The 25124-nt window shown below is 32.7% G+C and carries 21 protein-coding genes; 12 read left to right on the top strand and 9 right to left on the bottom strand.

Annotation, left to right across the window (positions count from 1 at the left end; translation table 11 throughout):
- Positions 1–205 precede the first annotated feature (205 nt).
- The gene (locus Q5Y73_RS23425; RefSeq protein WP_305994355.1) at positions 206–1729 is read right to left on the bottom strand and encodes a multicopper oxidase family protein; all 1524 of its coding nucleotides are present in this window, start codon (positions 1727–1729) and stop codon (positions 206–208) included.
- 185 nt (positions 1730–1914) lie between these two features.
- Between Q5Y73_RS23425 and Q5Y73_RS23420 the strand changes: the two genes are divergently transcribed.
- Positions 1915–2448 carry a hypothetical protein gene (locus Q5Y73_RS23420; RefSeq protein ID WP_305994354.1) on the top strand — a complete coding sequence of 178 codons (534 nt, stop codon included), beginning with the start codon at positions 1915–1917 and terminating at the stop codon, positions 2446–2448.
- 141 nt (positions 2449–2589) lie between these two features.
- Here Q5Y73_RS23420 and Q5Y73_RS23415 read toward each other — a convergent pair whose 3' ends face one another.
- The gene (locus Q5Y73_RS23415) at positions 2590–3096 is read right to left on the bottom strand and encodes a QcrA and Rieske domain-containing protein (RefSeq protein WP_305994353.1); all 507 of its coding nucleotides are present in this window, start codon (positions 3094–3096) and stop codon (positions 2590–2592) included.
- Between the two features lie 245 nt (positions 3097–3341).
- Between Q5Y73_RS23415 and Q5Y73_RS23410 the strand changes: the two genes are divergently transcribed.
- On the top strand, positions 3342–3977 hold the full coding sequence (locus Q5Y73_RS23410; protein ID WP_305994352.1) for a plastocyanin/azurin family copper-binding protein: 636 nt from the start codon (positions 3342–3344) through the stop codon (positions 3975–3977).
- 78 nt (positions 3978–4055) lie between these two features.
- Here the strand turns inward: Q5Y73_RS23410 and Q5Y73_RS23405 are convergent, their stop codons facing one another.
- Positions 4056–4466 carry a rhodanese-like domain-containing protein gene (locus Q5Y73_RS23405; protein WP_305994351.1) on the bottom strand — a complete coding sequence of 137 codons (411 nt, stop codon included), beginning with the start codon at positions 4464–4466 and terminating at the stop codon, positions 4056–4058.
- Positions 4467–4719: 253 nt separating this feature from the next.
- Between Q5Y73_RS23405 and Q5Y73_RS23400 the strand changes: the two genes are divergently transcribed.
- The 4 genes from Q5Y73_RS23400 (at position 4720) to Q5Y73_RS23385 (ending at position 8184) form a co-directional block, all read left to right on the top strand.
- On the top strand, positions 4720–6213 hold the full coding sequence (locus Q5Y73_RS23400; protein ID WP_305994350.1) for a multicopper oxidase family protein: 1494 nt from the start codon (positions 4720–4722) through the stop codon (positions 6211–6213).
- Positions 6214–6380: 167 nt separating this feature from the next.
- Positions 6381–6626, top strand: coding sequence for a DUF2933 domain-containing protein (locus tag Q5Y73_RS23395; protein ID WP_305994349.1), 246 nt, complete (start codon positions 6381–6383; stop codon positions 6624–6626).
- Between the two features lie 23 nt (positions 6627–6649).
- Complete coding sequence (locus tag Q5Y73_RS23390; protein ID WP_305994348.1) at positions 6650–7837, top strand: F510_1955 family glycosylhydrolase; 1188 nt, start codon at positions 6650–6652, stop codon at positions 7835–7837.
- 176 nt (positions 7838–8013) lie between these two features.
- Positions 8014–8184 carry a hypothetical protein gene (locus tag Q5Y73_RS23385; RefSeq protein WP_305994347.1) on the top strand — a complete coding sequence of 57 codons (171 nt, stop codon included), beginning with the start codon at positions 8014–8016 and terminating at the stop codon, positions 8182–8184.
- 167 nt (positions 8185–8351) lie between these two features.
- On the opposite strand, the gene Q5Y73_RS23380 is transcribed toward Q5Y73_RS23385, so the two are convergent.
- Positions 8352–8525, bottom strand: coding sequence for a hypothetical protein (locus Q5Y73_RS23380; protein WP_305994346.1), 174 nt, complete (start codon positions 8523–8525; stop codon positions 8352–8354).
- A 58-nt stretch (positions 8526–8583) separates the two neighbouring features.
- A complete protein-coding gene (locus Q5Y73_RS23375) occupies positions 8584–9543 on the bottom strand; it encodes a hypothetical protein (RefSeq protein ID WP_305994345.1) in 960 nt (319 codons plus the stop codon).
- 175 nt (positions 9544–9718) lie between these two features.
- On the opposite strand from Q5Y73_RS23375, the gene Q5Y73_RS23370 reads away from it, so the two are divergent.
- Positions 9719–10486: an alpha/beta hydrolase gene (locus Q5Y73_RS23370; RefSeq protein WP_305994344.1), complete on the top strand. Its 768-nt coding sequence runs from the start codon at positions 9719–9721 to the stop codon at positions 10484–10486.
- A gap of 60 nt (positions 10487–10546) precedes the next feature.
- Positions 10547–12385 carry a glucosaminidase domain-containing protein gene (locus Q5Y73_RS23365; protein ID WP_305994343.1) on the top strand — a complete coding sequence of 613 codons (1839 nt, stop codon included), beginning with the start codon at positions 10547–10549 and terminating at the stop codon, positions 12383–12385.
- Here Q5Y73_RS23365 and Q5Y73_RS23360 read toward each other — a convergent pair.
- On the bottom strand, positions 12382–13266 hold the full coding sequence (locus Q5Y73_RS23360; RefSeq protein WP_305994342.1) for a LysR family transcriptional regulator: 885 nt from the start codon (positions 13264–13266) through the stop codon (positions 12382–12384). The genes Q5Y73_RS23365 and Q5Y73_RS23360 overlap by 4 nt on opposite strands.
- Before the next feature lie 110 nt (positions 13267–13376).
- Between Q5Y73_RS23360 and Q5Y73_RS23355 the strand changes: the two genes are divergently transcribed.
- Complete coding sequence (locus tag Q5Y73_RS23355) at positions 13377–14657, top strand: adenylosuccinate synthase (protein WP_305994341.1); 1281 nt, start codon at positions 13377–13379, stop codon at positions 14655–14657.
- A 65-nt stretch (positions 14658–14722) separates the two neighbouring features.
- Here the strand turns inward: Q5Y73_RS23355 and Q5Y73_RS23350 are convergent, their stop codons facing one another.
- Positions 14723–15184 carry an SRPBCC family protein gene (locus Q5Y73_RS23350; RefSeq protein WP_305994340.1) on the bottom strand — a complete coding sequence of 154 codons (462 nt, stop codon included), beginning with the start codon at positions 15182–15184 and terminating at the stop codon, positions 14723–14725.
- A gap of 349 nt (positions 15185–15533) precedes the next feature.
- On the opposite strand from Q5Y73_RS23350, the gene Q5Y73_RS23345 reads away from it, so the two are divergent.
- The 3 genes from Q5Y73_RS23345 (at position 15534) to Q5Y73_RS23335 (ending at position 19703) form a co-directional block, all read left to right on the top strand.
- Positions 15534–16241 (top strand): ABC transporter ATP-binding protein, encoded by a 708-nt coding sequence (locus Q5Y73_RS23345; protein ID WP_305994339.1) that lies wholly within the window; start codon positions 15534–15536, stop codon positions 16239–16241.
- Positions 16241–18589, top strand: coding sequence for an ABC transporter permease (locus Q5Y73_RS23340; RefSeq protein WP_305994338.1), 2349 nt, complete (start codon positions 16241–16243; stop codon positions 18587–18589). Before Q5Y73_RS23345 ends, Q5Y73_RS23340 begins: the two co-directional genes overlap by 1 nt.
- 130 nt (positions 18590–18719) lie before the next feature.
- A complete protein-coding gene (locus tag Q5Y73_RS23335) occupies positions 18720–19703 on the top strand; it encodes a sodium:calcium antiporter (RefSeq protein WP_305994337.1) in 984 nt (327 codons plus the stop codon).
- 231 nt (positions 19704–19934) lie between these two features.
- Here Q5Y73_RS23335 and Q5Y73_RS23330 read toward each other — a convergent pair whose 3' ends face one another.
- Both Q5Y73_RS23330 and Q5Y73_RS23325 read right to left on the bottom strand, forming a co-directional pair.
- Positions 19935–22427: a M4 family metallopeptidase gene (locus tag Q5Y73_RS23330; protein ID WP_305994336.1), complete on the bottom strand. Its 2493-nt coding sequence runs from the start codon at positions 22425–22427 to the stop codon at positions 19935–19937.
- 410 nt (positions 22428–22837) lie between these two features.
- Positions 22838–24745, bottom strand: coding sequence for a glycosyl hydrolase family 18 protein (locus tag Q5Y73_RS23325; RefSeq protein WP_305994335.1), 1908 nt, complete (start codon positions 24743–24745; stop codon positions 22838–22840).
- Positions 24746–25124 lie beyond the last annotated feature (379 nt).

Below are 25124 nucleotides of genomic sequence, written 5' to 3'. Positions count from 1 at the left end.
TATTTTCTCTAAATAGCTATACTTAATAATATATCATAATCATAAATCGCTTGTCGAAATTTGCTTAACGTTACAGAAAGGATTCATTTGGTGGAATGATTGATAAATGGATGGTGGACGAGTGGATTTTGATTTCTCTAAGGTTTCATATGCTTTCTGACTACCGTTAGTTAAATTTTTCTTGCAAAATTCAATCACCAAAATTTTAATTCAGAAGGTAAGGTACAGTATAATCATTATATTTCACTGTTGTTTTCATTCCGCCTTCAGCATGCAGCAAGTCATGACAATGAAACATCCAGTGACCAGGATTATCCGCTCTAAACATAATTTCGTACTCCTCACCTGGTAATATGTTAATAACATCCTTTATTAAAGCTTGCTCTAGAGGGTTTCCATTTTTTGATATAACTTGAAATGGATGTCCATGTAAATGCATGGGGTGGTCGTATATGCTTTCATTTATCATTTTTACTTTAACAAGATCACCTTCATTGACCTTTAATGGTATCGTTTCTGGAAAAGCTTTTTCGTTAATTGTAAACTGTAAACCCTCGCCCCACTTAACATCTGCATTTAAAATCATTTCATATTCGAATGTTGGAATATCATCTTTTAAGAATAATGGATCCATGGTTTTATATTCTGTAGGTCTTAATATATCCTTTTTATAATCTATTTTTTGAGGTGCTGCATGATTAGAACCATCAATGATTATGGGTACTCTCATATCAGAAGAGGCAAAATCTAAGTCTGCACTTTGTAGATACCAAAGACCTTTATTTTCAGCTTCGAATTCAATATCAATTCTTTCACTTGGTGCGATTTCTAAAATATTTGTTGTAAGGATTGGGTTCTGAATATCGCTTGCATCAGCAGCAACGATTTTATAAGACTGTTTGCCAAAATCTAACCAATGTTTCATATAACCAGAATTAATGATACGCAGTCGAACAGTTTCACCTTGGTTTACCAAAATAGGCTGAATATCTGGAAAAAGTTTTCCGTTTACAGTAAATGCGTTATATAACATCTCTGTATCTGAGTCTCCGAATGATGGACTTATATCTAATGTTGTTCCTAAAAGAGGGGTATCTTCTAACTGGTCGTAGTTTACTTCTTGATCATCATTTGTCAAAAAGGTATTGATATCTATCGGCAGTGACCATTCGTCTAACATTAATACAAAATCTTGATCATACGATATTTCTTTTTTTTCTATAACAAAGGCTCCGTATAAACCTTTGTCTACTTGATTTGCGCTGTCTTGATGTGAATGGTACCAATAGGTCCCAGCTTTATTTGCAATGAATTCATAGGTGAACATTTCCCCAGGTTTTACAGCATTTTGTGTAAGTCCTGCTACTCCATCCATCGTGTTCGGCAATACCATACCATGCCAATGAATGGTCACAGGTTCAGGTAGTGTATTATGTAAATTTACTTTGACTGTATCTCCTTCAGTAACTCGAATTTCTTCCCCTGGAACAGTTCCGTTATAAGTCCAGACTTGTTCCATTGTACCTTTTCCAAAATCCCAATCTAATACTTTTGTTGCAATATTAAATTCCTTTATAGGTGGGTTTGAGTCTTCTTCTGTTTCCCTAATGTATAAGTTTTGCTCAACCTTGTTTATTTGTGGCAGTGTTTCAGCTTTAAGAAGCTGCAGACCTACTAAGATAGAGAGTAATGCTATTGTGAAAGCAATCAGTATATATCGTATTTTCATTAATAAACTCCCAGTAATCAAAATTAGATTTTATAAAGAACAGTAACAGATAAATTGGGAGGAATTGTGCAGAATCGTGATAAAATTTTCTTTTTGTTTTTCTTTGAATGGAAGTGAAAAAATATGGCTTACTTTAAGAGTCATAGCATATTGTGTACAAACTGTTTAATTTGGAGGGAAAAGCATTGACTCAAAGCTTATTATTTATAGTGTCTTCTATTGTGTTTTTTACCTTGTTTTTATTTATTTTCATGTTTAAGAAAAGAAAACAAATTTCTTGTATGACAGGCATGATGGTAGCAATGACAATTGGAATGATCGTAGGTCTAGAGGTTGGAATTATCGTTGGTATTATATTTTTAGATCTATTTATCTCAACTTTAGTGGGGATGATTATAGGAATGATAGCAGGTTTTTTATTAGGTTCTCCTATAAGCATTATGGCTGTATTAGATGGGATATTATCAGGTTTAATGGGGGGCATGATGGGTGCAATGTTAGGGGGAATGATATCATCTAATTATTATAATTCTATTGTGAGTGTGTTTTATATAATTTTTATAGGCGTTTTTTTAATATTAATTTATATGGTACAACACGAAACAAAGGTTACAAAAGGGGTAATAAATAAATTTTTTCATCATCCTGTTTTGATAGCATCCATGTTTTTTGTGTTTTTTTACCTCTTTAAGCAGCTTGGTCCTATTTTTTATAATTAAAGAATCCAACCTCTTAGAGAGTTGAATTTCTTATATTTCTGTATGGAATTTTACCCATATTATAGTTGATCGAATTGTCTCAATTTGTACTAAACAAGGATATGTCTTAATGTTTCCCTTGTTTAGTACAATAACAAAACTTCATGTTCGTTCAGTAGGGCTTAGGACAGGAATGTAAACTTCTCCATCTTTTATATAGGGTTGAAAAACATCAAGAGGTCTAGGAGGAGGACCTCCAATATTATTTCCGAATTCATCATACTCTCCTCCGTGACATGGACAAAAGAAGGTAATTCCTTCTTTTTTTTGATCTTCTTTTGCAAAGGATGCAGTACAGCCAAGATGAGTACAAATAGGAGACATGATCATCATTTCATTATTGTTTTCTTCCATTTGAATAAAAACAAATCCACTGCGTTCTTGAGTAACCCAACCGTCTTCAATGGTTACAACATAATCTACTTTTTTAGGGAAAGGTCCTTTCTTCAAATCTTCAAGAGGTCCTAAGTTTGCCATTGCACTCGTATTTATATTTTCACCATCACTACAAGCAGTTAAAGTGAGTGGAATAGCAGACAATGTGATTAAACCTAAAGTTCCTTTTGCAGAATTTTTGAGAAATTCCCGTCGGTTTTGTTTTGAATTCATGTGACAGACACCCTCCTTTTAAATGAATATCTTGCAGTATAGCAAACATGTATGAAGAAACGATGCAATTTCTTATAATTTTTACTGCATAGTCAGGTTTATTATATTTGAAAAGTTAATATAGAAAAAATCTTGCAGTAGATTTATTTTAGAAATTGTTTTATATTTTAATAGATTATACTCTTACCTAGTATACCTATATGTTTTATTTGAATTAGAAAATTTAAACGATGGGGGATTGTATTATGAAAAAATATTTGGTGTTTTTAGGATTATTTATTATTATTTTGGCTGGGTGTTCACCTAACGATGAGCAATCTTTAGAAAAAGATCCTAGCACTGTACAACAAGAACAAGAACAACAAGTAGAACAACAAGAACAACAAGAACAAGAAGGATTACAAGAAGTAGATACTAATGATGCTACTGTATCAGAAAAATCCCAAGAGCCAACAGAAGTAGAAAAAGTAGAAGATTTAACCATTGAAGTGTCAGCATTTGAAATGGGTTATGATCCAGATAAAATCACCTTAGTAGTTGGAAAAGAATACGAACTAGTTTTAACAAATGATGGTAAAATTTTTCATGATTTAACTGAAAGTAACTTAGAGGTAGAAATTACTTATATGAGTGAAATGGCAGATCATTCAGATGAGCTATCATTTATAGATCAATTTTTCGGTATTCAAACTGTTTACGCTGATGAAGGTCATGATAAAAAGAAAGATGATGAAATGAATAACATCCATATGAATGCCAATGCAGGACAAACGGTAAGCATTAAATTCATTCCAAAAGAAACTGGTGAATTTGAATTTTATTGTACTGTACCTGGCCATAAAGAAGCAGGAATGGTTGGGGAATTTATTGTAGAATCATAAAAATAATAGCATGAAGTATTAATTTAAAGGTGCCTGGTCGGATACTCGATCAGGCCTTTTCTAAAGGATAGTACCTCTTTATTTTAAGAAAATAGGACCTGACCACCCTGCCATTCCACCACTTAAGTTAGCAACATCTGAAAATCCATTTTTGATTAAAAACTGACTGCTGCTTTCTCCCATATTCCCAGTATGACAGACAAAAATGATTTTTTTATTCTTGTCTAATTCCGTAAACCGTGTTGTTATTTCTGCAAATGGTATATTTACTGCACCTGGAATATGCCCTTCCTCATATAAAATTTCCTCTCTCAAATCTACAATTACTGTATCTAGTCCATTCAATTCATTTATTAATTGTTGTTGGCTCATTTGCTGCCAAGTAGGCGTTTGATCATTTGAAGTATTTGTATACCAGCCTAATGGAATTCCTACAAAGAGGATGATTAGAGCTACTGAGAAAGTAAATAAAGTAACTGTTTTATTCATTTAATAACTCCTTTTCCTAATCCAATATGATTATAAAGTTAAAGTGTGGAGAAATGATGCAGATAATAAAAAGACGTAATTAAGTAATGTTAAATGAACTCCAGGACATTCTTCTCAAAACTTTCTGCACAATTCCTCGCTAATATAATATTAGAAAGGGGATGGATAAATTGCATTTGATAGATGAAGTATCAGAAAAAAAGTATGCTCAAATGCAAGTGGAATAACAATGAGTATAAAGAAGATATGGAAAATGAAATATATTATAACTCTTTTAATTTTAGTTACGATTATAGGTATCATAGCAAGTTGTCAAGTAAAGGATCAAAACAAAAGTGCAGGATTAGAGGGGATAAGTATTTTGGATATTCCTCTAGAAAAGCCAGAAATGGAAGAGAAAATCAATTTTTTTGAATTGGTTGCAAAAAAGGCAACATGGAATATAAAAGGAGAATCAATAGAAGCATGGACTTATAATGGAACCGTCCCAGGGGAAGAGATACGTGTAATAGAAGGTGAATGGGTTGAGGTGAATTTGAAAAATGAGTTAGATGAACCTGTGACTATCCATTGGCATGGCATGGTTTTACCAAATGTGATGGATGGTGTGGCGGGTGTAACTCAAAATGCCATACAGCCTGGAGAGTCGTTTACGTATCAATTTAAAGCTTTGGAAGCAGGCACATATTGGTATCATTCCCATCAAAATGGTTTTGAGCAAGTTGACCGTGGACTTTATGGTGCATTCATCGTTGAACCAAAGGAGAAAAGTTATGATAAAGACTACGTTTTAATGTTGGATGAATGGGATGTAGGTGAAAATAATAGAGGGATGATGAATTCCATGATGGGGGATGGCAGTACTCCAGGAGAAATGGATTCACAAATGATGTATCAAACTTTCACAGTGAATGGAAAAAGTGCTCCTAATATTAATCCAATTGATATTAATGCTGGTGAAATAGTAAGGTTACGAATCATTAATGCTGGTTATCAAAAACATGTTTTATATTTGAATGATCATTCTTATCGAATAGCAGCTATAGATGGCAAAGAGGTAGAGGGAAATTCATTAACTACGGATGTATTTATCATTGCTCCTGGAGAAAGAATTGATTTGGAATTTACGGAAACTGGAACGATGGATTGGTTTATAGACAGTCCTAATGCTGTAGAAGAAGCGAAAGATATCTTGATTCCAGTTAATATTGCTGGTGTTGAGGAGGAAAATTATGCTTCATATAGAGATGCCAGCCAATTAAAAATTATGGATATATCACAGCAAGGGAAAATGGACTCTATTATAGACCCCAATCAAGAACCTGATATCGAATATACAATGGACCTTTCTGCTGGAATGGGGATGATGCAAGGAGGAATGACTTATACTATTAATGGAGAAACATTCCCTGATACAGAACCTATTCAAGTAAAAAAAGGGGATCTTGTTAAAGTAAGGATAACGAATAACAGTATGTTAGATCATCCGATGCATTTACATGGTCATTATTTTCAAGTGATTTCTAAAAATGGACTATCTCTTGAAAATCCTTTAGTTAAAGATCTTATTAACGTAGAACCACATGAACAGTATGAAATATTATTTATTGCGGATAACCCAGGAGATTGGTTGTTCCATTGCCATGATCTTCTCCATGCAACTGGTGGAATGGTCACAGCAGTGAAGTATAATGGATATTATTCATCGTTTGAACTAGGTGGAGAATATCATAACGAACCTGAGTGATATGGAGAAAGTTGAGTTTAGGTAACTAATGTTTCTTCAAACTTTCTGCAAATTTTATTGTTATAGTGAAAATGATACAACCAATATGAAAATGGACTTGCCGCGAACGGTGAAGTCTAAATAATTTTCTATAGAAGTATGAATAATGTAAAATAGGAGGAGAATGTATGGACTGGTTATCATTGCTTATATTATTGATTTGTCCTATTATGATGATCTTTATGATGAAGGGAATGCATGGTGGCCATGGACATAAACATGCAGAAAAAAACAATAAAGCAGCTTGTTGTCATGGAAATGAACAGCATCAAAATAATGATGCAAATTTAAATGAACTAAATGAAATAAAAGAACAGAATAAGAAACTTGCACAAGAAATTGAAAATTTGAAAAATACACACGCAGTTGAGTAATTTTGAATAAAGGAGATTAATGAATGAAGCTTAACAAGGTTTTTACTTTGTTTTTACTAGGAATGACAATATTGCCAGCCATCGCTGCAGCCCATGGGGGGGAAGAAGAATCTACAACAGATTCAATGATTTCATTATACTCCTTTTTCGGTTTCGGATTCCTTTTTCTATTATTTATCATTTTATATTTTATTAAACAATATAAAATAAACACAATGGAAAACTCAAAAAATCAGGAGGAACGGAAACAACGAAAAACATTGAAAAACCATGTAAAGTGGCTGCGTATAGGCTGGATCATATCCATAGTGGGTGTTGTAATTAGTGTTGTAGTATTTTTCAACCCAGGTGGGGAAAGTAATAATGTGACTGAGTTTGGACACATTCATGGTATGGGATATAACTCGGAAGGAGATCACCTTGTACTAGCAACACATACGGGTCTAAAAGTTTATGAAGATGGCAATTGGCGTGATGGTGAGGGAGAAAATCATGATTATATGGGATTTGCGAAAACAAATGATGGATTTTATGCTAGTGGACACCCTGCACTAGGATCTCAATTAAAAGATCCATTAGGTATTGTGAAGAGTACAGATGAGGGGAAAAGCTTAGAACAACTAGCCTTATATGGTCAAGTTGATTTTCATACGACAGGCATTTCCTATAACAAACAAACATTATATGTAATAAATCATGTGCCAAATGAAATTATATCTAATCCAGGTTTATACTATACAAAGGATGAGGTACAAACATGGACACAGAGTCAAATGGCAGGCTTCCCAACAGAGATAGTCCCAGAAGGGATAGCTGTTCATCCTAATGATAATGGTATTGTAGCGTTATTTAATAGAAATTCGGATGGATTATACCTATCTAGAGACAATGGAGATTCTTTTGAAAAATTATTTGATGGATTTCAAGTATTAGGTGCTTATTTTGATTTTAATGGAAAGTTATGGGTTGGCACATATGCTGGTCAAGCTGGACTTCAACAATTGGATCTTGATTCAGGGGAAATCACCCAAGTGAGTGTTCCTGATATGACAGAGGATACAATTCAATATATAGCTCAAAACCCTACAAATACTGAAGAAATAGTTATAACTACTTATAACAACATTGATATGTATAAAAGTAATGATGGTGGACAGACATGGAGTATGATTGCCGATAAGGGAAAACCGATACAAACAGAGAATGAGTAAAGCAGCTTAAAAAACATAAAGCTAGTAATACACCTTTTGTGAAGTGAATATATCACTTTCACAATTGGTGTATTTTTTGATTTAGGTGAACATCCAAATAGAATAGGCTCACAATAAAACAGTCCTAAGAATAAATTATAGAATAAGATTGTATGTTCGAGGTGATACCGTTGGCAATGTCTGAAGTGTATAAGAGGTTATTAAAGGGTGAAAAATTCAAAAAAATTAGTGATCTTAATTTAAAGGAATTGGACATTAAACAGCCCTCAGAATTAGTTGGCTCGAATCCTGTAATGAAAGAAGCTGCCAGAAAACATGCTAGTTGTTTTAAACATAAAAAAAAATAAACTCACATTTGAATTTGAGTTTATCACGTTCTCATGCTGTAAGACTCCCCCCTTTTTCATTTTTCAAGGGGGAGTACCAAGAGAATCGTTTACATCTAAAATCAGTCACGTCCTGTGACTAACGATGCATCAGTACATCCAGTACTAGTCTGAAAGCAAGATTCTCTTTATTTAAATCCCATAATTTTTTTTACAAGCGGTTCGTCTTTATTCACATGGACTGTTTTTACGATTTGCCCAGTAGCTATGTATTTTGAATGATTTGAATTATGATTTCGATTAGCTAGCTTTTTTAATGCGCGTCTTTTGATATCTGACGTTCTGATTGGAGTTCTTGACATCGTAATCACCCCTTTATTTTATGATATATAGAAACTAGTTATAACGTCAAGGGAATTATTAGCTTTCTGAAGGAGGATCTGTTAAAGCAACCATATACTCGATATTTTCAATGTTTTTACTGATATTGTGATGTAATAATTCAATCAGATGTTTATCTAATACATCAAATTCATAAGTATAACTGCTTAAAATCGTAACCATTTCTTGTTCATGAAAAGAGTAGTACATGAGCAGATAGTTTTTTCTGAATAAATTTTCGTTGTTTATTTTGTTTCTAATCATCACTTTTTCAGTTTCTTTTGATTCTTGTATTAAAAGATTGAATTTGTCAGGAAAGTCTTCCAAAACAATCTCATACACGAAATGAGCATCAAACTGCTTTTGATAACCTTCTTTAATTTCCATTAAAAAATGTTCCAGCACTTCATGAAAATCAATGGAAGGAGTGGAGGTTTCATCATTTAAAAACTCTAACGTTGTTGCTTCGGCATCTTTACTAGATAAATAAGCCATTAATTTAGCTTTCCCCCCTGTTATTTCTATCGTTTGAATGGCTGCTTTTTCTACATTCTCCACTTCAATCTCCATCCGAAATAATTTGATCCTCTTTAGTCTTCTGAATCCAATAGGAATGACCAAAAAGACAAATATCCAAATCATTAATAAAAAAATGCCTCTAAAAATAATGCCATACAAATCTGATTCTATAATGGAGTTTAAAAATGAATACCAAGGGCTATTTTTACTTGAACTTGTAACGTTAACTTGTATTTGAGTCTCCGAATCTATTTTCAAAGGTTCCTCGTTCGTATTTTCATATAGCTGCGTATTTTCCGAAAGCAAGAAAAAAGAAAATGGATCTTCATTATAAGTTTTAAATCCCAGCAAAACTGAGGAAATCATCATCCATCCAATAATGAGAGTAATACCAATTGCGTATAAGTAAGGGATGAATGAATCAACCCACATAAAAAAAGTCCGATTTTCATGCTGTAATGTTTTTTTGATTTTAAACATTTCGATCCCCTCGTCCAGATCTAAGTCATTGGCTGTATTAAATTTAATCTATGTCTTATAAATATATTCAAATGTAAAAGTATCATTCCTATCTAGCGAACTTTCATTTATATTATTATTAGAATGAATCTATTATGATTCCTTTTTTATTATAAAGATAGAGGAGAGGTTTATTATGTTAGAGATTTTTTCAATCCATATAACTCCATTTAAACAAGATAGAATCATTAGAGTATATTTACCAAAAGGTTATCATGAGGATAACAAATCTTATCCAGTTTTATATATGCATGATGGGGGTAATGTATTTAACGATGATGATGCTGTCGGAGGGATTTCATTAGGACTGGAGGAATATTTGGATAAAAATAGAGTAGAGTTGATCGTAATCGCTATTGATTCAAAAACAGGTGAAGAACGAGTAAATGAATATTGCCCTTGGGTCAATGGTGAATATAGCAAAGAAATATTGGGAGAACAAAGTAACTTGGGAGGTCAAGGTGTCCAGTATGTTGATTTTATTGTAAAAGAACTGAAACCTTTTATAGATAACAAGTATCGTACTCTCAAAGATAGCAATTACATGGCAGGTATATCATTAGGGGGATTGATTTCAACATATGCAGCTTGTCAATATCCAAAACTATTTACCAGAATAGCAGCTGTTTCTTGTGCATATTTTCGTAATCAAGAAGAAATTGAAAAATTAGTAGAGAAGTCAGATTTATCATTAGTAGAAAGATTTTATTTAGACTGTGGTACGAAAGAGTCTAATAAGGATAAAAAAGTAAGTAAACTATTTCTTGATTCGAATCAATCTGTATATGAAATCTTAAAACATAAGATAACAAAGAGCAGATTTGAAGTCATTAGGGATGGTCAGCATAACTATGAATATTTTAGAAAAAGGTTTCCTGAAGTTTTAACTTATTTACTGGGGTAGATGACGAAATTTTCCTTATTATGTATAATGTTATTAAAAACTGTAGTTGGAGGAGATTATTTGAAAAGTAGTTTGTGTAAAATTTTTTATTCATTTTTAATAGTTGCTTTATTAGCTGGTATAACTCAAGTTCAGGCTGAATCTCATCAAAATGAGAAAGGTTTGGAGAAGTTTTCCATTTATTCGGAATCTGGATTGAAGTTAAAAAGATTTCACGTTGCATTTTTACTTTATGAGGAATTGAACCTACAAACTATGAATGGAAAAGAGCTTAAACTTACTGATGTAGATAATAAACATAAGTATTTTAATGAAATCAAAGCAGTGATGGATTATGGATACTTTCAGGATATAGTGAAGGGTGCACAATTTAAACCAGAGGCAGAAATGACCCGAGCTGAGATAGCGGCTGTTTTTACAAGAGTTTATGATATCAATAATCGTTCAGCTGTTCCTTTTGTATTTTCAGATGTAACTCCAGAACACTGGGCTTACGATGCTATTCAATCGATGGCTTCCAATGGAATTACAACTGGTGTTGGAAATGGGATTTTTGCTCCAAAACAATCAATAACGATGAATCAGTTCTCAGTCTTTTTATCACGTGTAAAGGATAAAGATTTAAGGAAGCTAGATTACTATATTGGTGTAGTTGAAAATGGTATCTTAACGATTAAAGATGAGGAGTATGGTAGTTTTGATGCAGCATTTGAAAATGTAATAGATGAATCTCAGGTTATATTGGAAAATAGAAACATTGTATGGATGAAAGAGGGGATCATACGAGCACTTGATTTGAATCATAATACGGTTTCTATTTATCGTTCTGATATAGGAAATAATAGATTAACCTATGTGAATGCTGCAACAGAGATGGAGTTTGTGGGAATAACGAATAATTTGAGTAGAGTAGAAATACTAGTTAATGGTGTTCGAGGTTTTGTTAATATAAATGATGTGAAGCTCATACCAAAACAGTTAATTCAAGAACGATCTTATTATTTGGTTGAGAATAATCTATTGCATCATTATATTTATAATGGTGAGGCATATGAAGGTCCTTATGTTGTTGGGGAAGCTCCTGAATTTTTAAATGAGGGAGAAAAGGCATATAGTATGGATGGATTTTCTTTTAATAATGACATTGCTTATTCATATTTTACTTATTTATCTTTGAGAACAAATACAAATTATAGTGCGGCTGAATTAGACTCATTCTTAAATAGTGAGTTGGAACCTGATAGTCCATTGATTGGATTTGGCCATGTATTTAAAAAAGCAGAAGAAGAATTTAATGTTAATGCTTTATTTCTGATGTCTCTTGCTATTCATGAGAGTGAATGGGGAACAAGTAATATAGCAACTATGAATTTTAATTTATTTGGTAATAATGCAATAGACAGTGATCCTGTAAACAGTGCTACACAATATGATAGCTTTGAAGATAGTGTCATGTCAGTTGCAGCAGACCTCTCAAATAGATTTATGACACATGGGGATCATACGACAGGTTATTACCACGGAGCGTTTTTAGGGAGTAAAGGTGCAGGGATCAACGTGATGTATGCCTCTGATCCTTATTGGGGGCAAAAGGTTGCAGGTAGGATGTTTACGATTGATAAATATTTGGGAGAAAAAGATATTCATCAATATAACCTGGCGATAGTAGATTCACATACAACATTCCTAAGAGTTCGTCTTGATCCTGGTTATCGTAATCAAGCACTAGAAGAACGATATGAAGAAATATATCAATATCCAATAAATGGTATATCGATGGTTATCATGGATGAAGTGAAAGTAGATGGAGAAACATGGTACAAAATCATCTCTGACAATCAAGATTATGAGTTTGGTTATGTGCATAGTGATTATGTTAGAATGTTAGAAACATACTAATTATAAGATATCAAATCTATAAAACGTTTCGCTGTGGTAGAAAGCGGGACGTTTTTTAATGAGACAATTCCTACTTTTCTAGGAGGAATTGGTTTCTCAAGTTTAATTTCAAATACTCTTGAGTTTGCGAGTTCATTACAAATAAAGTTTCTGATCACACATGCAATTCCCAATCCAGACTTAGAGAAATCGACTAGTAAATCTAAACTGCCAAGTTCGATCTCGGGATAAATCATTATACCATTCTCTTTAGTAAAGGAATCAATATACTTACGAGTGTTGCTTCCTTTTTCTAGTAATATGACAGGATAATTAATGAGTGTCTCTAACGAAATAGGCTTTTCAGCAAGATGTTTATACTTATTTCCAGTAATAAAACAATCCTCGATATGCAATGTTTCAATGATATTTAAATTTTTGTCTTCAATAGGTAGGTTTACGATGCCTAAATCTATATTCCCTTTTCTCAACAATTCAATTGTTTCTGGAGTGGTACGGTTAGTCACTTGAATATGTATGTCAGGATAACTTTCATTAAACTCCTTCAAATAAGGTAATAAATAGTGTTTTATGAGGGTATCTCCAGCTCCGATTTTAATTTCTCCATCCATTAACTGCTGCATTTCTGCAATTTTTCTTTCTCCAGTTTGGATGAAATTGTATGCTTGTTCGATGTATTTATAAAGCACCTCACCTTCTGAAGTAAGCTTAACTCCTTTAGATGTGCGAAAAAACAACTGTCCACCTATTTTTGATTCTAATTGTTTGATAGAGTGAGTGACAGCTGGCTGAGTAATAAAGAGTTCCTCAGCTGCTTTGGTAAGACTTCCTGTTTTTGCAGTAAAATAAAAAACGCGATACCATTCCATATTTAAAACCATACTATTAGTCTCCTTTATATCTTATATAAATAATATTCATTTTTTTTATATTACTATACTCATTATAATTAAAAATAGGAAATGATTTCAAATGTAAAGGAGAAATGATAATGAGTGTAACAGCTGTAGTAGGGGCGAATTGGGGAGATGAAGGAAAGGGTAAACTTACCGATGTGCTTGCTGCTCAGTCAAATTATGTTGTTCGATATCAAGGTGGAAGTAATGCAGGACATACGATAATAAATCAGTTTGGGAAATTTCAGTTACACATGCTGCCATCGGGTGTTTTTTATCCTAATGTCGTAAATGTGCTTGGTCCAGGAGTTGCATTGAATATCGTTGACTTTTTGCGTGAACGTGAGGAGTTGATAGCAAGAGGTGTTCCTGAACCTAAAATATTTGTGTCTGATCGGGCACAAATCGTGCTTCCTTATCATAAGTTATTTGATCATTTAGAAGAGCAACGTTTGGGAAAAGAGAAATTTGGTTCAACAAAAGCTGGAATTGCTCCATTTTATTCTGATAAATATTTGAAAATTGGAGTACAGGTAGCAGATTTATATGAACCTTCATATCTTAGGAAACGAATAGAATCATCTTTAGTGTCAAAGAATGTACTGCTGCGAAATTTATATGGAAATCCTGAATTTAAAATCGATGATTTACTAGAGGAACTGTTAAAGAAAGCAGAGCAACTTAAACCATTTGTATGTGATACTACTCATCTTTTACAAAATGCAATAAATAAAGGTGAACCTATTTTAGTTGAAGGACAGCTTGGTGCATTGCGAGATCCAGACCATGGCATATATCCGTACTCAACCTCTTCTTCTACACTTGCTGGTTTTGCTTCTGTAGGAGCAGGTGTGCCCCCTTATGAGATTAAAAAAATTGTAACGGTAGTAAAAGCGTACTCTAGTTGTGTAGGAGCAGGTCCATTTGTTTCAGAAATACAAGGAGTAGATGCGAATGAACTTAGGGAGAAAGGAGGAGATGCAGGAGAATATGGTGCGACAACTGGACGACCGCGTCGAATGGGGTGGTTTGATGGAGTTGCAACTAAGTATGGATGTATGCTGCAGGGAGCAACTGAAATTGCACTAACTAATCTGGATGTGCTTGGATATTTAGATGAAATTCCAATTTGTACAGCCTATCAGGTTGATGGAGAATCTACTACTCATTTCCCTGTGTCTGCAAAACTAGATCAAGCAAAGCCAGTTTTCGATAAATTACCTGGGTGGAAGGAAGATATTACAGGGGTAAGGACATTCAAAGAACTTCCAAAACATGCTCAAAACTATATATTGTATATCGAAAAAATAATAGATGTCCCTGTTAAATGGATTTCGGTTGGTCCAAAACGTGATCAAATCATTGAAAGAGATTAAAATATAGCAAGTAAAAAAAGCTCCAATAACTAGGAAAGCACTAGTTTTGGAGCTTTATCTTATTCCTATTTACAACATAAAATCCCTTCACCAGATTCCATGTTAGATTTAAGGCTTGAAAGTGCTTGTTCCCAAGCTTTCACATGCCACATTTTAGCGCTTTGCCAATCATCCGTATCTAGCCAGCCAGAATGCTCCAATGTAACATTGGTACCACCATCCTTTGATACTAATTCAATTTTAACAGTTGTCAATTGTTCTTGCCCGTTCATGAATTCTGCAAATTCATCTGGACCTTTCCATTGAATTTCTAGTAGATGGGGTTCCTCGTATTTTATAATCTTACAACCTATCGTACTCATACTATTTTTGTTGGAGGGATCGAAATAAAGCTCGAATTTTCCATTTTTTTCAAGTTCAATTTCTGCTGCGGGTGCAAACCACTTTGTAATTCTTTCAGACTTAGTCCATGCTCTCCACACTAAATCGAGATCAGATTGAATATAAATTTCTTGTGTAATTGACATTATAAAGTCCTCCTTCCATATATAAAAATTTCCTTATTCATTATTATATCTTATAAATACAGATATGGAATATTCTAAATTTCTATTTATCATTGGTGAATATGAGTATCTAGACCAAAGTCTAGTTCATAACTAGTCAATAGTATGTTTTAAGTGATTCGGGATTACTCTAAAATAATATTAGGCAATTTCAAACAATAAATGGAACAATTATGAAGTTTGAATAACTACCCATCTTATTAGATCAAAGTTCCTGATGCATCGAGATATGATTTCCCATATGCGGAGTGTTCTATATTGATGTTTTTTTTGAAAGTGCCTTACTATATAAAAAGGAGCCATAAAACAAGTGAATAAAAATTTAATTCGGTTTGAAAGCGTCGCCAAAGAGTACACTTTAGGAGAAATTCCCATAAAAGCTCTAGTTGATGTGAATTTTAACATTGATGAGGGTGAATTTGTTGTTATAGTAGGTACAAGTGGAGCAGGTAAGAGTACAATTTTAAATATATTAGGTGGTATGGATACTGCAACTTCAGGCAAAGTAGTTGTAGAAGATAAAGATATTACAAAATTTAATGAAAAAGAACTAACAAATTATAGAGGTGAAAAAGTAGGTTTTGTTTTTCAATTTTATAATCTAATACCTAATCTTACAGCCTTAGAAAATGTTGAGTTTTCAGTTGAAGTATCTAAAAACCACTTAAACCCAAGAGATATACTAGAAAGAGTTGGATTAATTGATAGAATCAATAATTTCCCTTCCCAACTTTCTGGTGGAGAGCAACAAAGAGTTGCAATAGCAAGAGCCATAGCTAAAAATCCACAGCTTTTACTTTGTGATGAACCAACAGGTGCTTTAGATTATAACACTGGAAAATCAGTATTAAAACTGCTAGAAGACATAAATAAAGAAACTCAAAAGACTATTGTATTAATAACACATAATTTAGCTATTGCCCCGATGGCTGACAAAGTTATTAAAGTTAAGAGCGGCACAATTGAAAGTATTACTATAAATAAAACTAAAAAATCTATAGAGGAAATAGATTGGTAATGGGTAAATTACTATTAAAACTACTTAGGGATTTAAAAGAATTTAAGGGGCAATTTATATCAATTACATTAGTAATCGCTGTGGGTGCATTTTTCTTTGCTGGATTCTCGACCTTCTCAAAAAATCTTAGTGAATACTCTTCAAAATATTATGAAGATAGTAACTTGACTGATTTATGGGTTTACTTTGATAGCATATCACCTGAAGATATAAATATATTTCGTCAAATTGATGAAATAAAAAATATTGAAGGACGTTATGTGCTAGATGTTAATCAAAAGTTTGACGAAGTAACAACTACTTTAAAACTACATTCAATCCCTGAAAATAATAAAATAAATAAAATCCAAATCATTGGAGGGGGGAGACCAACAAATTTTCAATCTATTGTAATAGATACAGACTATGCTAAAGAACATAACTTTTCTATAGGTGATGAAATAGAAATAAGTACTCCATTTAATGATATCCTCTTAAAAATTAGTGGTTTTGGTGAAAGTTCAGAATATACAATTAAATCTAGAGATACTTCAGACTTCCCCCCCAATCATAAGGAATATGGAATAGCATATGTTTCAGAAAGTACTATGGCTTATATTACAGGAAATAATAACTATAATGAAGTTCTCATCGATGTAGATGACCCAACAGATGCAGAATTAGTTGAAAGTAAAATAATAGAAACTTCAGAACAAACAAATTTTTTATACACTCTAAAAAGAGATCTTAATTTAAGTTATAAACAATTTACTGGAGAAATAAAACAACAAGAAGAATTAGCAAAAATACTTCCGCTGATCTTCTTTTTAGTAGCTGCAGTTATAACTTTTCTAACGGTTTCTAGGCTGGTAGATTCTCAAAGAACTCAGATTGGAATTATGAAAGCTCTTGGAAATAATAACTTAAAAATAATATCTCATTATCTTGGTTATGCAATGATTACTGGACTAGTTGGTGGAATTATTGGCTCAGTATTAGGTTCAATTTTTTTACCAGAAATATTTATGGATCAAGTAAGAGCCATAGTGTCATTACCAGGATTTAGAATAAATATATACTATGAAAACATAGTATTAGCCTCTTTGTTTTCTGTTTTCTTTGGGGTGATTTCTTCGTATTTATCTTGTAAAAAGATATTGAAAGAGAGTGCTTCTTCAGGAATGCGAGCGAAGCCACCTAAAGAAGTTAGGAGCACATCACTAGAGAAAAATACAAAATTATGGGAGAAATTATCGTATGGAAATAAGCTTATTTTGAGAAATATTCTCCTAAATAAAAAGCGAGCAATTTACAGCTCTTTAGGAATTGTATGCTGTGTAAGCCTATTAATACTTTCATTTGGTTATTTAGACTCTAGAGAATTATTAATTGACAAACAATATAATGAAGTACATCAATATGATTTGAAAGTAGTATATAATACACCAATTGAAGATAGAAATAACCTAGGTATTCCAATAAACTCTTTGTACTATAATACCCTAGCAGAAACAAATGTAGTTATAACTAATATTGATGAAGTAGTTGACAGTAATTTAATAATTACTAGTAAAGAAAATAATTTTATTAACAATTATGATTACAATGGAACTTTGTTGCCATTAGATAATCAAGGTGTAATCATAGCAGAAAGATTTGCCAAAAATTATAATTTATCTAAAGGCGATACTCTAAGTTTAAAGTTAATAGGTTCTGAATATAAGGGTCGAACAATAGACGTGAAAATCTCAAATATTTCTGTCCAATATATAAACCAAGAAATATTCGCTACTCCTGAATTATTAACTAAATTAGGTGTTAATTTCCCCCCTAGCACTCTCTTGATTAAAGCACAAGATAGTATGGATATTGATAATATATATAACACATTCAATACAATGAATAATGTGAAGGAAGTAAAATCAATAGATGAAGTACAAAAAATTACAGAAAGTGGATTGCAAAATTTATTCAATATGATTGTTGTGTTGATTATATGTGCAGTAGTTTTGTCCTCAGCAGCAATTTATAATATATCTATAATCAATATTACAGAAAGAATAAGGGAATTAGCAACTTTAAAGGTGTTGGGCTATCATAGAAATAAAATAAATAAACTTATCTTTATAGAGAATATATTAATTACTATATTTGGTATTGTAGTAGGGATTCCAACTGGTATTGTTTTATATATATCTATTATTAAGAGATTTACTTTAGACAATATGGTATTCCCTATCATTCTCAGTTTAGACTCAATACTGTTCCCAATAATTATAACTATATCGGTTACTATTTTATGTACTTTATCCTTAAGAAGAACGGTAAAAAACATTAATATGATTGAATCTTTAAAGAGCATAGAATAACTGGCGGAGATTTTCTTAAAATCGAAATTATTTAAGTTCTATGATAAAATTGGCATAGGTATTTTTTGGTTGGAAATAATATACATAGGTACAGTTATACATTAAATTTCCACAGACTAAGGATGATGTTATGGTTTATTTGCTTTTTTTCATAGCGGCAACTTGTACGATTTTTTTAGCGGTAAAGCTTTCCAAATATGTGGATGTTATTAAAGAAAAATCATCCATCAATGGTGTATTGTTAGGACTTATGCTTGGAGGAGCAACCTCATTGCCAGAAATCACAACAAGTGTGACTTCCATTATCATTAATAATCCAGATATTGCAACGGGAAATGTGTTAGGCAGCAATTTGTTTAACTTCATGATTTTAGCAGTAGTAGATATCATCTTTCGAAAGAGTAAAATATTTAATTATTCAAATAAGCAAAATACGATGACGAATTTACTTGTGATGGCTCTTTTAATCATGATTTCGGCGTCTATGTATTTTAAAGTTTCTTATCATATATTTGGAATTGGATTGGATTCTATAATTCTTGTGATTGTTTACAGCTTGGGAATGTGGTTCATTTCCAAAGTGGAAAATGAACCTTCAGCTCAACCTGTTAATGAGTCTGAGTCACAAAAATATGCAAAATTCACGCTTAAAAGGGCTTTGATTTCGTTTATTGTAGCAGCGATATTTATTTTAGTATTTGGATCGATACTAACAGTTTCGGCTGATAAAATTGCTACACTCACTGGTATTGATGCTTCTTTTATTGGAACCTTTTTAGTAGCGGCAAGTACAAGTTTACCTGAAGCGGTTTCCATCATCGTTGCTGTTCGTTTGTTGAATTATAACCTGGCTATAGGTTCAATATTAGGAAGCAATACCTTCAATATTTTAATATTAATATTTACAGATGTTTTATATCGTAAGGGCAGTTTGTTATATGTTTCTAGTCCAAGTCATATCTATACGGTGCTTGGGACAATTGTACTTGCCGTAATATGTATGTATGCATTGATTAGGAAACAATCTAAAAATGGATTTACTTATTTATTACCGAGTATATTGGCAGTGATTAGTTATTTTGTTGTAAGTTATTTGATGTTTATACAAGCCTAAAATTTAAACCTCCAAAATCACAAAGTGATTTTGGAGGTTTTTTTGAAATTGATTTTTTAAAACTTTAAAACGTTAAAGAGATTTACGGTGAAGAATTGGCTTGAATCCCACAGCAGATTTCTGTACTAAGTATTGATATATAAGTAATAAAATTGCTTTTATGAGATAAATCAAGTACTTTCTTTAATCTCTAAATATAACGAGGGAATGTTATACTTAGTTTATGTTTAATTATTCTTCAATCGTTTTCTCTGGTCCTTTTTCTGGAGCAACATAATCCGCTGGATTCATTTTGTCTGCTTCTTGAATTTGATCAAGAGCTGTGTTTTCTTTTGTATCATCCAAGAGTCCGAAAGTTAAAGGTGCGTCATTAAAATAAGCCACTTGGTCAATTGTGAATCCATAGTCAGTAATACTGAAATCAGTTTCTAAGGTAGCACTGATTTCATCACCATCTACAGTAACCCAAAAAGCGCTTTGAGTTCCGTCATAACTAGCTACTATATTTCCATTTTTATCTTTTATATGAACAAAATCATAATTTGATTCAGTTTCTAATGCAGAAAAATGAATAGCAACTTGTTGTGCACCAGCTTTTGTATAAGTGTATGTTTCTGTGTGATTATTTGGATAAGGATGTGGTGTATCATAACTTACATTCTCATAGAACCATTGTCCACCTGTTTGCTCTTGTGGATAGGATGCACTTAAAACATAATCATTTGTACTGTTTGCACCGTTGTATCCAAAAACTTGAAGATAGAATGTGTCGGCACCTGATGCTGTATATTGAATAGACTCGCTTGATGTGTTTCCATTAATAGATTGTTCTAATTGAACTCCATTGCTATTTAATAAATAAAGATCATAATCTGCTGGTAAGCTTGTTAAGTTTACAGTGATGTCACCTGCTCCGCCAGTTGTAAATGTATAATAATCTACATCACTTGAGGAGGAGATATATGAAATATAGGACTCTCCGCTAGAAATTGGATGAGCATTGCTTAAAGTACCATTTGGCTCAAAAGTATCATCATTAGGTGTTGTGGTAGTATCACCAATACCTACAGCAGAAAATCCATCTGCAACTGCAGTATATTCTACTCCATTTTCGCCATATAGGTCAGATGCTGATTGTAATAGAACATCACGTGCATCATCAAATTGCGAAAACTGTGTTAAATAAGAAGTTAATGCTCTGTAATAAATATCACCAGACTTTTGGAATCCAATATCTGTAGCAATATTATAAAAAGCTTTGTTTGTTATTCCACTGTTGTAATGTACTCCTCCCCAATCACCTTCTCTAGTGTTAGGCATGATCACAAATTCATCCATATGAGCAGGTTGTCCATAAAGGGTAGGGTCTTCCATGCTTCTTATAGCACTATTTTGTGAAATAAATATATCTTCACCTAACAACCATTCTGTTGAACCTTCATAAGCAACTTCTACTAAGATACCGAATACATCTGAGAAGGACTCATTTAATGCACCAGACTGTAATTCATACTCTAAATTAGCAGATCTTTCTGTAACAGCATGCGTTAATTCATGAGCAACAACATCTAGAGAAGCGGATAAAGAGGTTGTAGATCTGCCATCCCCATCCCCATAAACCATTTGAGTACCTGTCCAAAAGGCATTTTCAACATTGTCTCCTAAGTGAACACTTGAAATGATGTCAGCACCATTGTTATCATAGCTGTTTCGGTTATGCTCATCTAAGTAATAATCATAAACGACCCCCGCATAAAAATGGGCATCAACTGCTGCTCGTTGGCGTGAGGAATCAAATACATTATTATCGTCCGTTACATAAACTCCTGGACTTGGATTGAAGTCATCTAGGGGTGTCATGGTATTTTCTGCATCATAAGTTTTAATTATGCCATCCATTGGTTTAGTAGTATCATATAAATAATACAAACCATTGGATAAATAAGTATTTAATGTTTTTGTATCTCCAAATACCCCAGTACCACTCCCCGTTTCAGCAGCATGAATAATTCTATTGACTGACTTCAGTACCTTACCTTTTTTTGCATCAATATAGAAAAATTCTCTTCCGATATATGGTTCAACAAACTGCAGCTCTACAACATAGACCGGTTGCCATTTATCCTCATGTTTATATAAGAACAATTTTGAGGTAGGTTCAGCTGTGAACGTATTCTCATCTGGAGTAAAACTTAGATTATCCCCTGCAATATCGATTGCATCTTTATTAGATAGTTTTACAGCGTTTTTCCAATTTTTCTTTTCAAGTTTTGGCTCAACTTGTCCATTCATAGCAGTGACGATTCCATGTTCATCAGTGTGAACTATTAATTCAGCACCATATACTGGAATTCCATCTACAGATTGCTGTGTGCGATAATGCGTCATACCCAACTCATCAGTTTCTGTAGATTTAATATCAAATTCACCAGCATCCAAGTTAAAAATATCTCTATTTTCATCGAGGAAATCTACTATATTGATGTTTTGATCTGATAATTCTCCAGATATAAATCTAGGAATTCCTTTCTTTTCGTCCCATGAAACTTTGAAGTTTTCATTAGCTTTTTTTGTTTTCTCACTCATTTTTTCAAGTTTTTGAAGCTGTTTTGATTTATCATCCTTGGTAGATTCTGCGTTTACATTGTTTGTAATAGGTATGAGTAATATGCCTAGAATAAGTGATAATGATAATACGAATGACACCAATTTCATTTTTTTCATAATTTTCACCTTTCTATTAACTTATTTTTTGAAATCATACTTATCTACTAAACTTCTTACAGCCCTCCTTTCAAACTTTAAAAATGACTTTCTTGTTATCATCACCCCCTTGAAAAAATATACATTTATTTTAATATTCTGAAAATTATGAATAAAACCCCAAAACTTCATGAGTCATATAATATAGTATACATATATCTCAAATCTTGTAAATAAGTATAAATAACTATAAATTTTTGTGAATAAATTCACTTTAATATGGTAATATAGTAAAAATTTATTGGGTGAAATAGAAAAATGTTTATAGAATAAGAAAATATTTATCAGCTACCTCCCAGTTAAAATAAAAAAACGAATCTGAGATGCTCAGATTCGTTTTAAAAATATTTTTTGAAAAATATTTTTTTCAGTTATTTTGTTTGAATGATAGTGTTCCAAAAACTAGCTGGCTCTTGACCAAGTCTCCAAGCAGCAACTCCCCCTAGAGAATATTTCTTAGCTAATTCCAACCTTGCTTCCACTGTTTTTTCATCTTCTAACCAGAATACATAAGTAAATCCATCTTTATGATACTCTATTTTATATTGATTGAATCTTTCATCCCAAGTTGAAGTATATTCATTTTCCTTCAATAAGTCTTCCACTGCATAAGAGTAAATAGCACGATTGCCTACTAGATTTCCATTGCTGTCAAATTTCCACTCTCGTATATAAAAAGGAATTCCTAAAATTAACTGATCTCTAGATATTCCATACGATAAAAACTCCTCAATTCCTTGTTCAGCCCACTGAAGACCTGAAACAGATCCAGCTACTTCACTGCCACTCCAGTGTTGGTCATAGGCCATGATCATAATGTAATCTACAATTTTTGCTAACGCTTCATGATCATATGCTGTTTTATGATTCCATGCTACACTGCCTCTTGGTAAATCAATAGAGATGATAAGGTTGTTTTTATGGGCAGCATCTGTAATCTTTTGTACAAAAGCTGTGTATGCATCCCTATCGCTAGCGTATACGGATTCAAAATCAATGTTTAGTCCATCTACACCAATTTTGACACTCTTGTTTATAAGATCATTTATGAATTTGTTTTGTGCAGCTTCATCAGCTAAAAATGCAGATGTTAATTTTCCATCGAATTGGTTGTGTACTAATGGGTGTACTTCAATCCCTTTCTCATGCAACAATTTCACTGTTTCAGCATCAGAAGTATCTTCAAATTCTCCAGTTGCATTGCTTAATTTAAACCAAGTTGGAGAATCCACATCTAAGCCTACAGCTTGATCAACATGCCCCATAATTGTAGCTCGATTAGATGTTCCGTTCCAGCCCCAAAATGTAAGGCGTGAACTATTGTCCCATAACAATTTTCCTCTGCGATCTATAATTTTGGTTTGTTCTTCGGATAATGCAAATTGTAAGGCTTCTTGAATCGTGTTAAATTTCTTCAAACTATTGTCTTGCTGAAGTACTTCATAGTTAGGATCATTAAACCAAATTTCTTTTCCATGATGCTCGATAGAAGTTCGCACAAAATTTTTAGCGAAAGGGATTGCCTGATCTAAGTGATAAAAAGCATTTATAATCCTGTCGCTTTGTTTCACTATGATGGTTTTCACGTTTGAATATACTTCTTGTTTCGTTTTTGTATTCACGATCAGCGAATCTTCTATTTTTAATGCTTCACTAATTGCGTCTTCAAGATATGAACTTTTAATAGATTTTTCTAATGAAGGTGCAGTGATTTCATATATTGGATCTTGATTGCGAAATTCTTCTTTTTTCTCTTGTGAGACGTTGTCCCAAACCCATTCATTTGATTGGAGGTCTATGATATGAGTATTTCCCCATTTAGAAGCTTCTTTTTTTGCCTCCTCTAAGGTTTCAAAGGTCCATTCTGGTAAAGTTTTATCTCCTTGATAAAGCACAAAGTTAGGAAAGTTATTCCATACTATTCCAGTTTTATGAAGGTTCTTGATAATCGCTTTATCATGTTTCTGTGCTTCTTGTAATGCTTCATCATAAGAATTGTATTTTTTCTGGAGAGGATTTCCATTTGCAATGACCTCAAATTGAGGAAAATTACTATATACCCACTCACGAGTAGTGACGTCCTCAACGTAACTGTTTGAAAAACTGTTCGCATAATTTTTAGCCTGATTCAGACTAGAGAATTCTTTAAGTAGGCTGTCATTTTGATAGACACGGTATTTCGTAGTTAAATCTTGTGCCGTTACGTTAGAGAAGGGGATAACTTGGAAAAATAAACCGAAAGCAAGTAACAAAGTTAAACATTTTTTGATATAGGTCATCTATCATTCCTCTTTCTGTTGGATTCTATTAAATTAGACGAATGATAGGTGAAAGAGTTGCGAGGAATTTTGTAGAAAAATATCATTTTTTGAAAGATGCTTAATTGAAAAGCTAAATTCATATATTCGAATATTGTTATCATCTTTTTCATGTTCAATCGATTTTATTTATACTACTGACTAAAATATTCATTTAGTCTAATGAGTGATATTATTATATAATGAACATATATAGTAAAATAACCCACCCAAGAAAAGACAGCGGTTTCAAAACTAACTCCACGACTTGTGTATTCATGTTAAATTGAAGTAGGAAAGTTCATCTTTCTTTCAATAACAAATGAGGAGGATTAGTGTATATGCAGACTGAAAAGCAATA

Source organism: Chengkuizengella axinellae (assembly GCF_030730905.1).
Taxonomy (GTDB): domain Bacteria; phylum Bacillota; class Bacilli; order Paenibacillales; family KCTC-33759; genus Chengkuizengella; species Chengkuizengella axinellae.
This window is presented reverse-complemented; position numbering and strand designations above follow the sequence as displayed.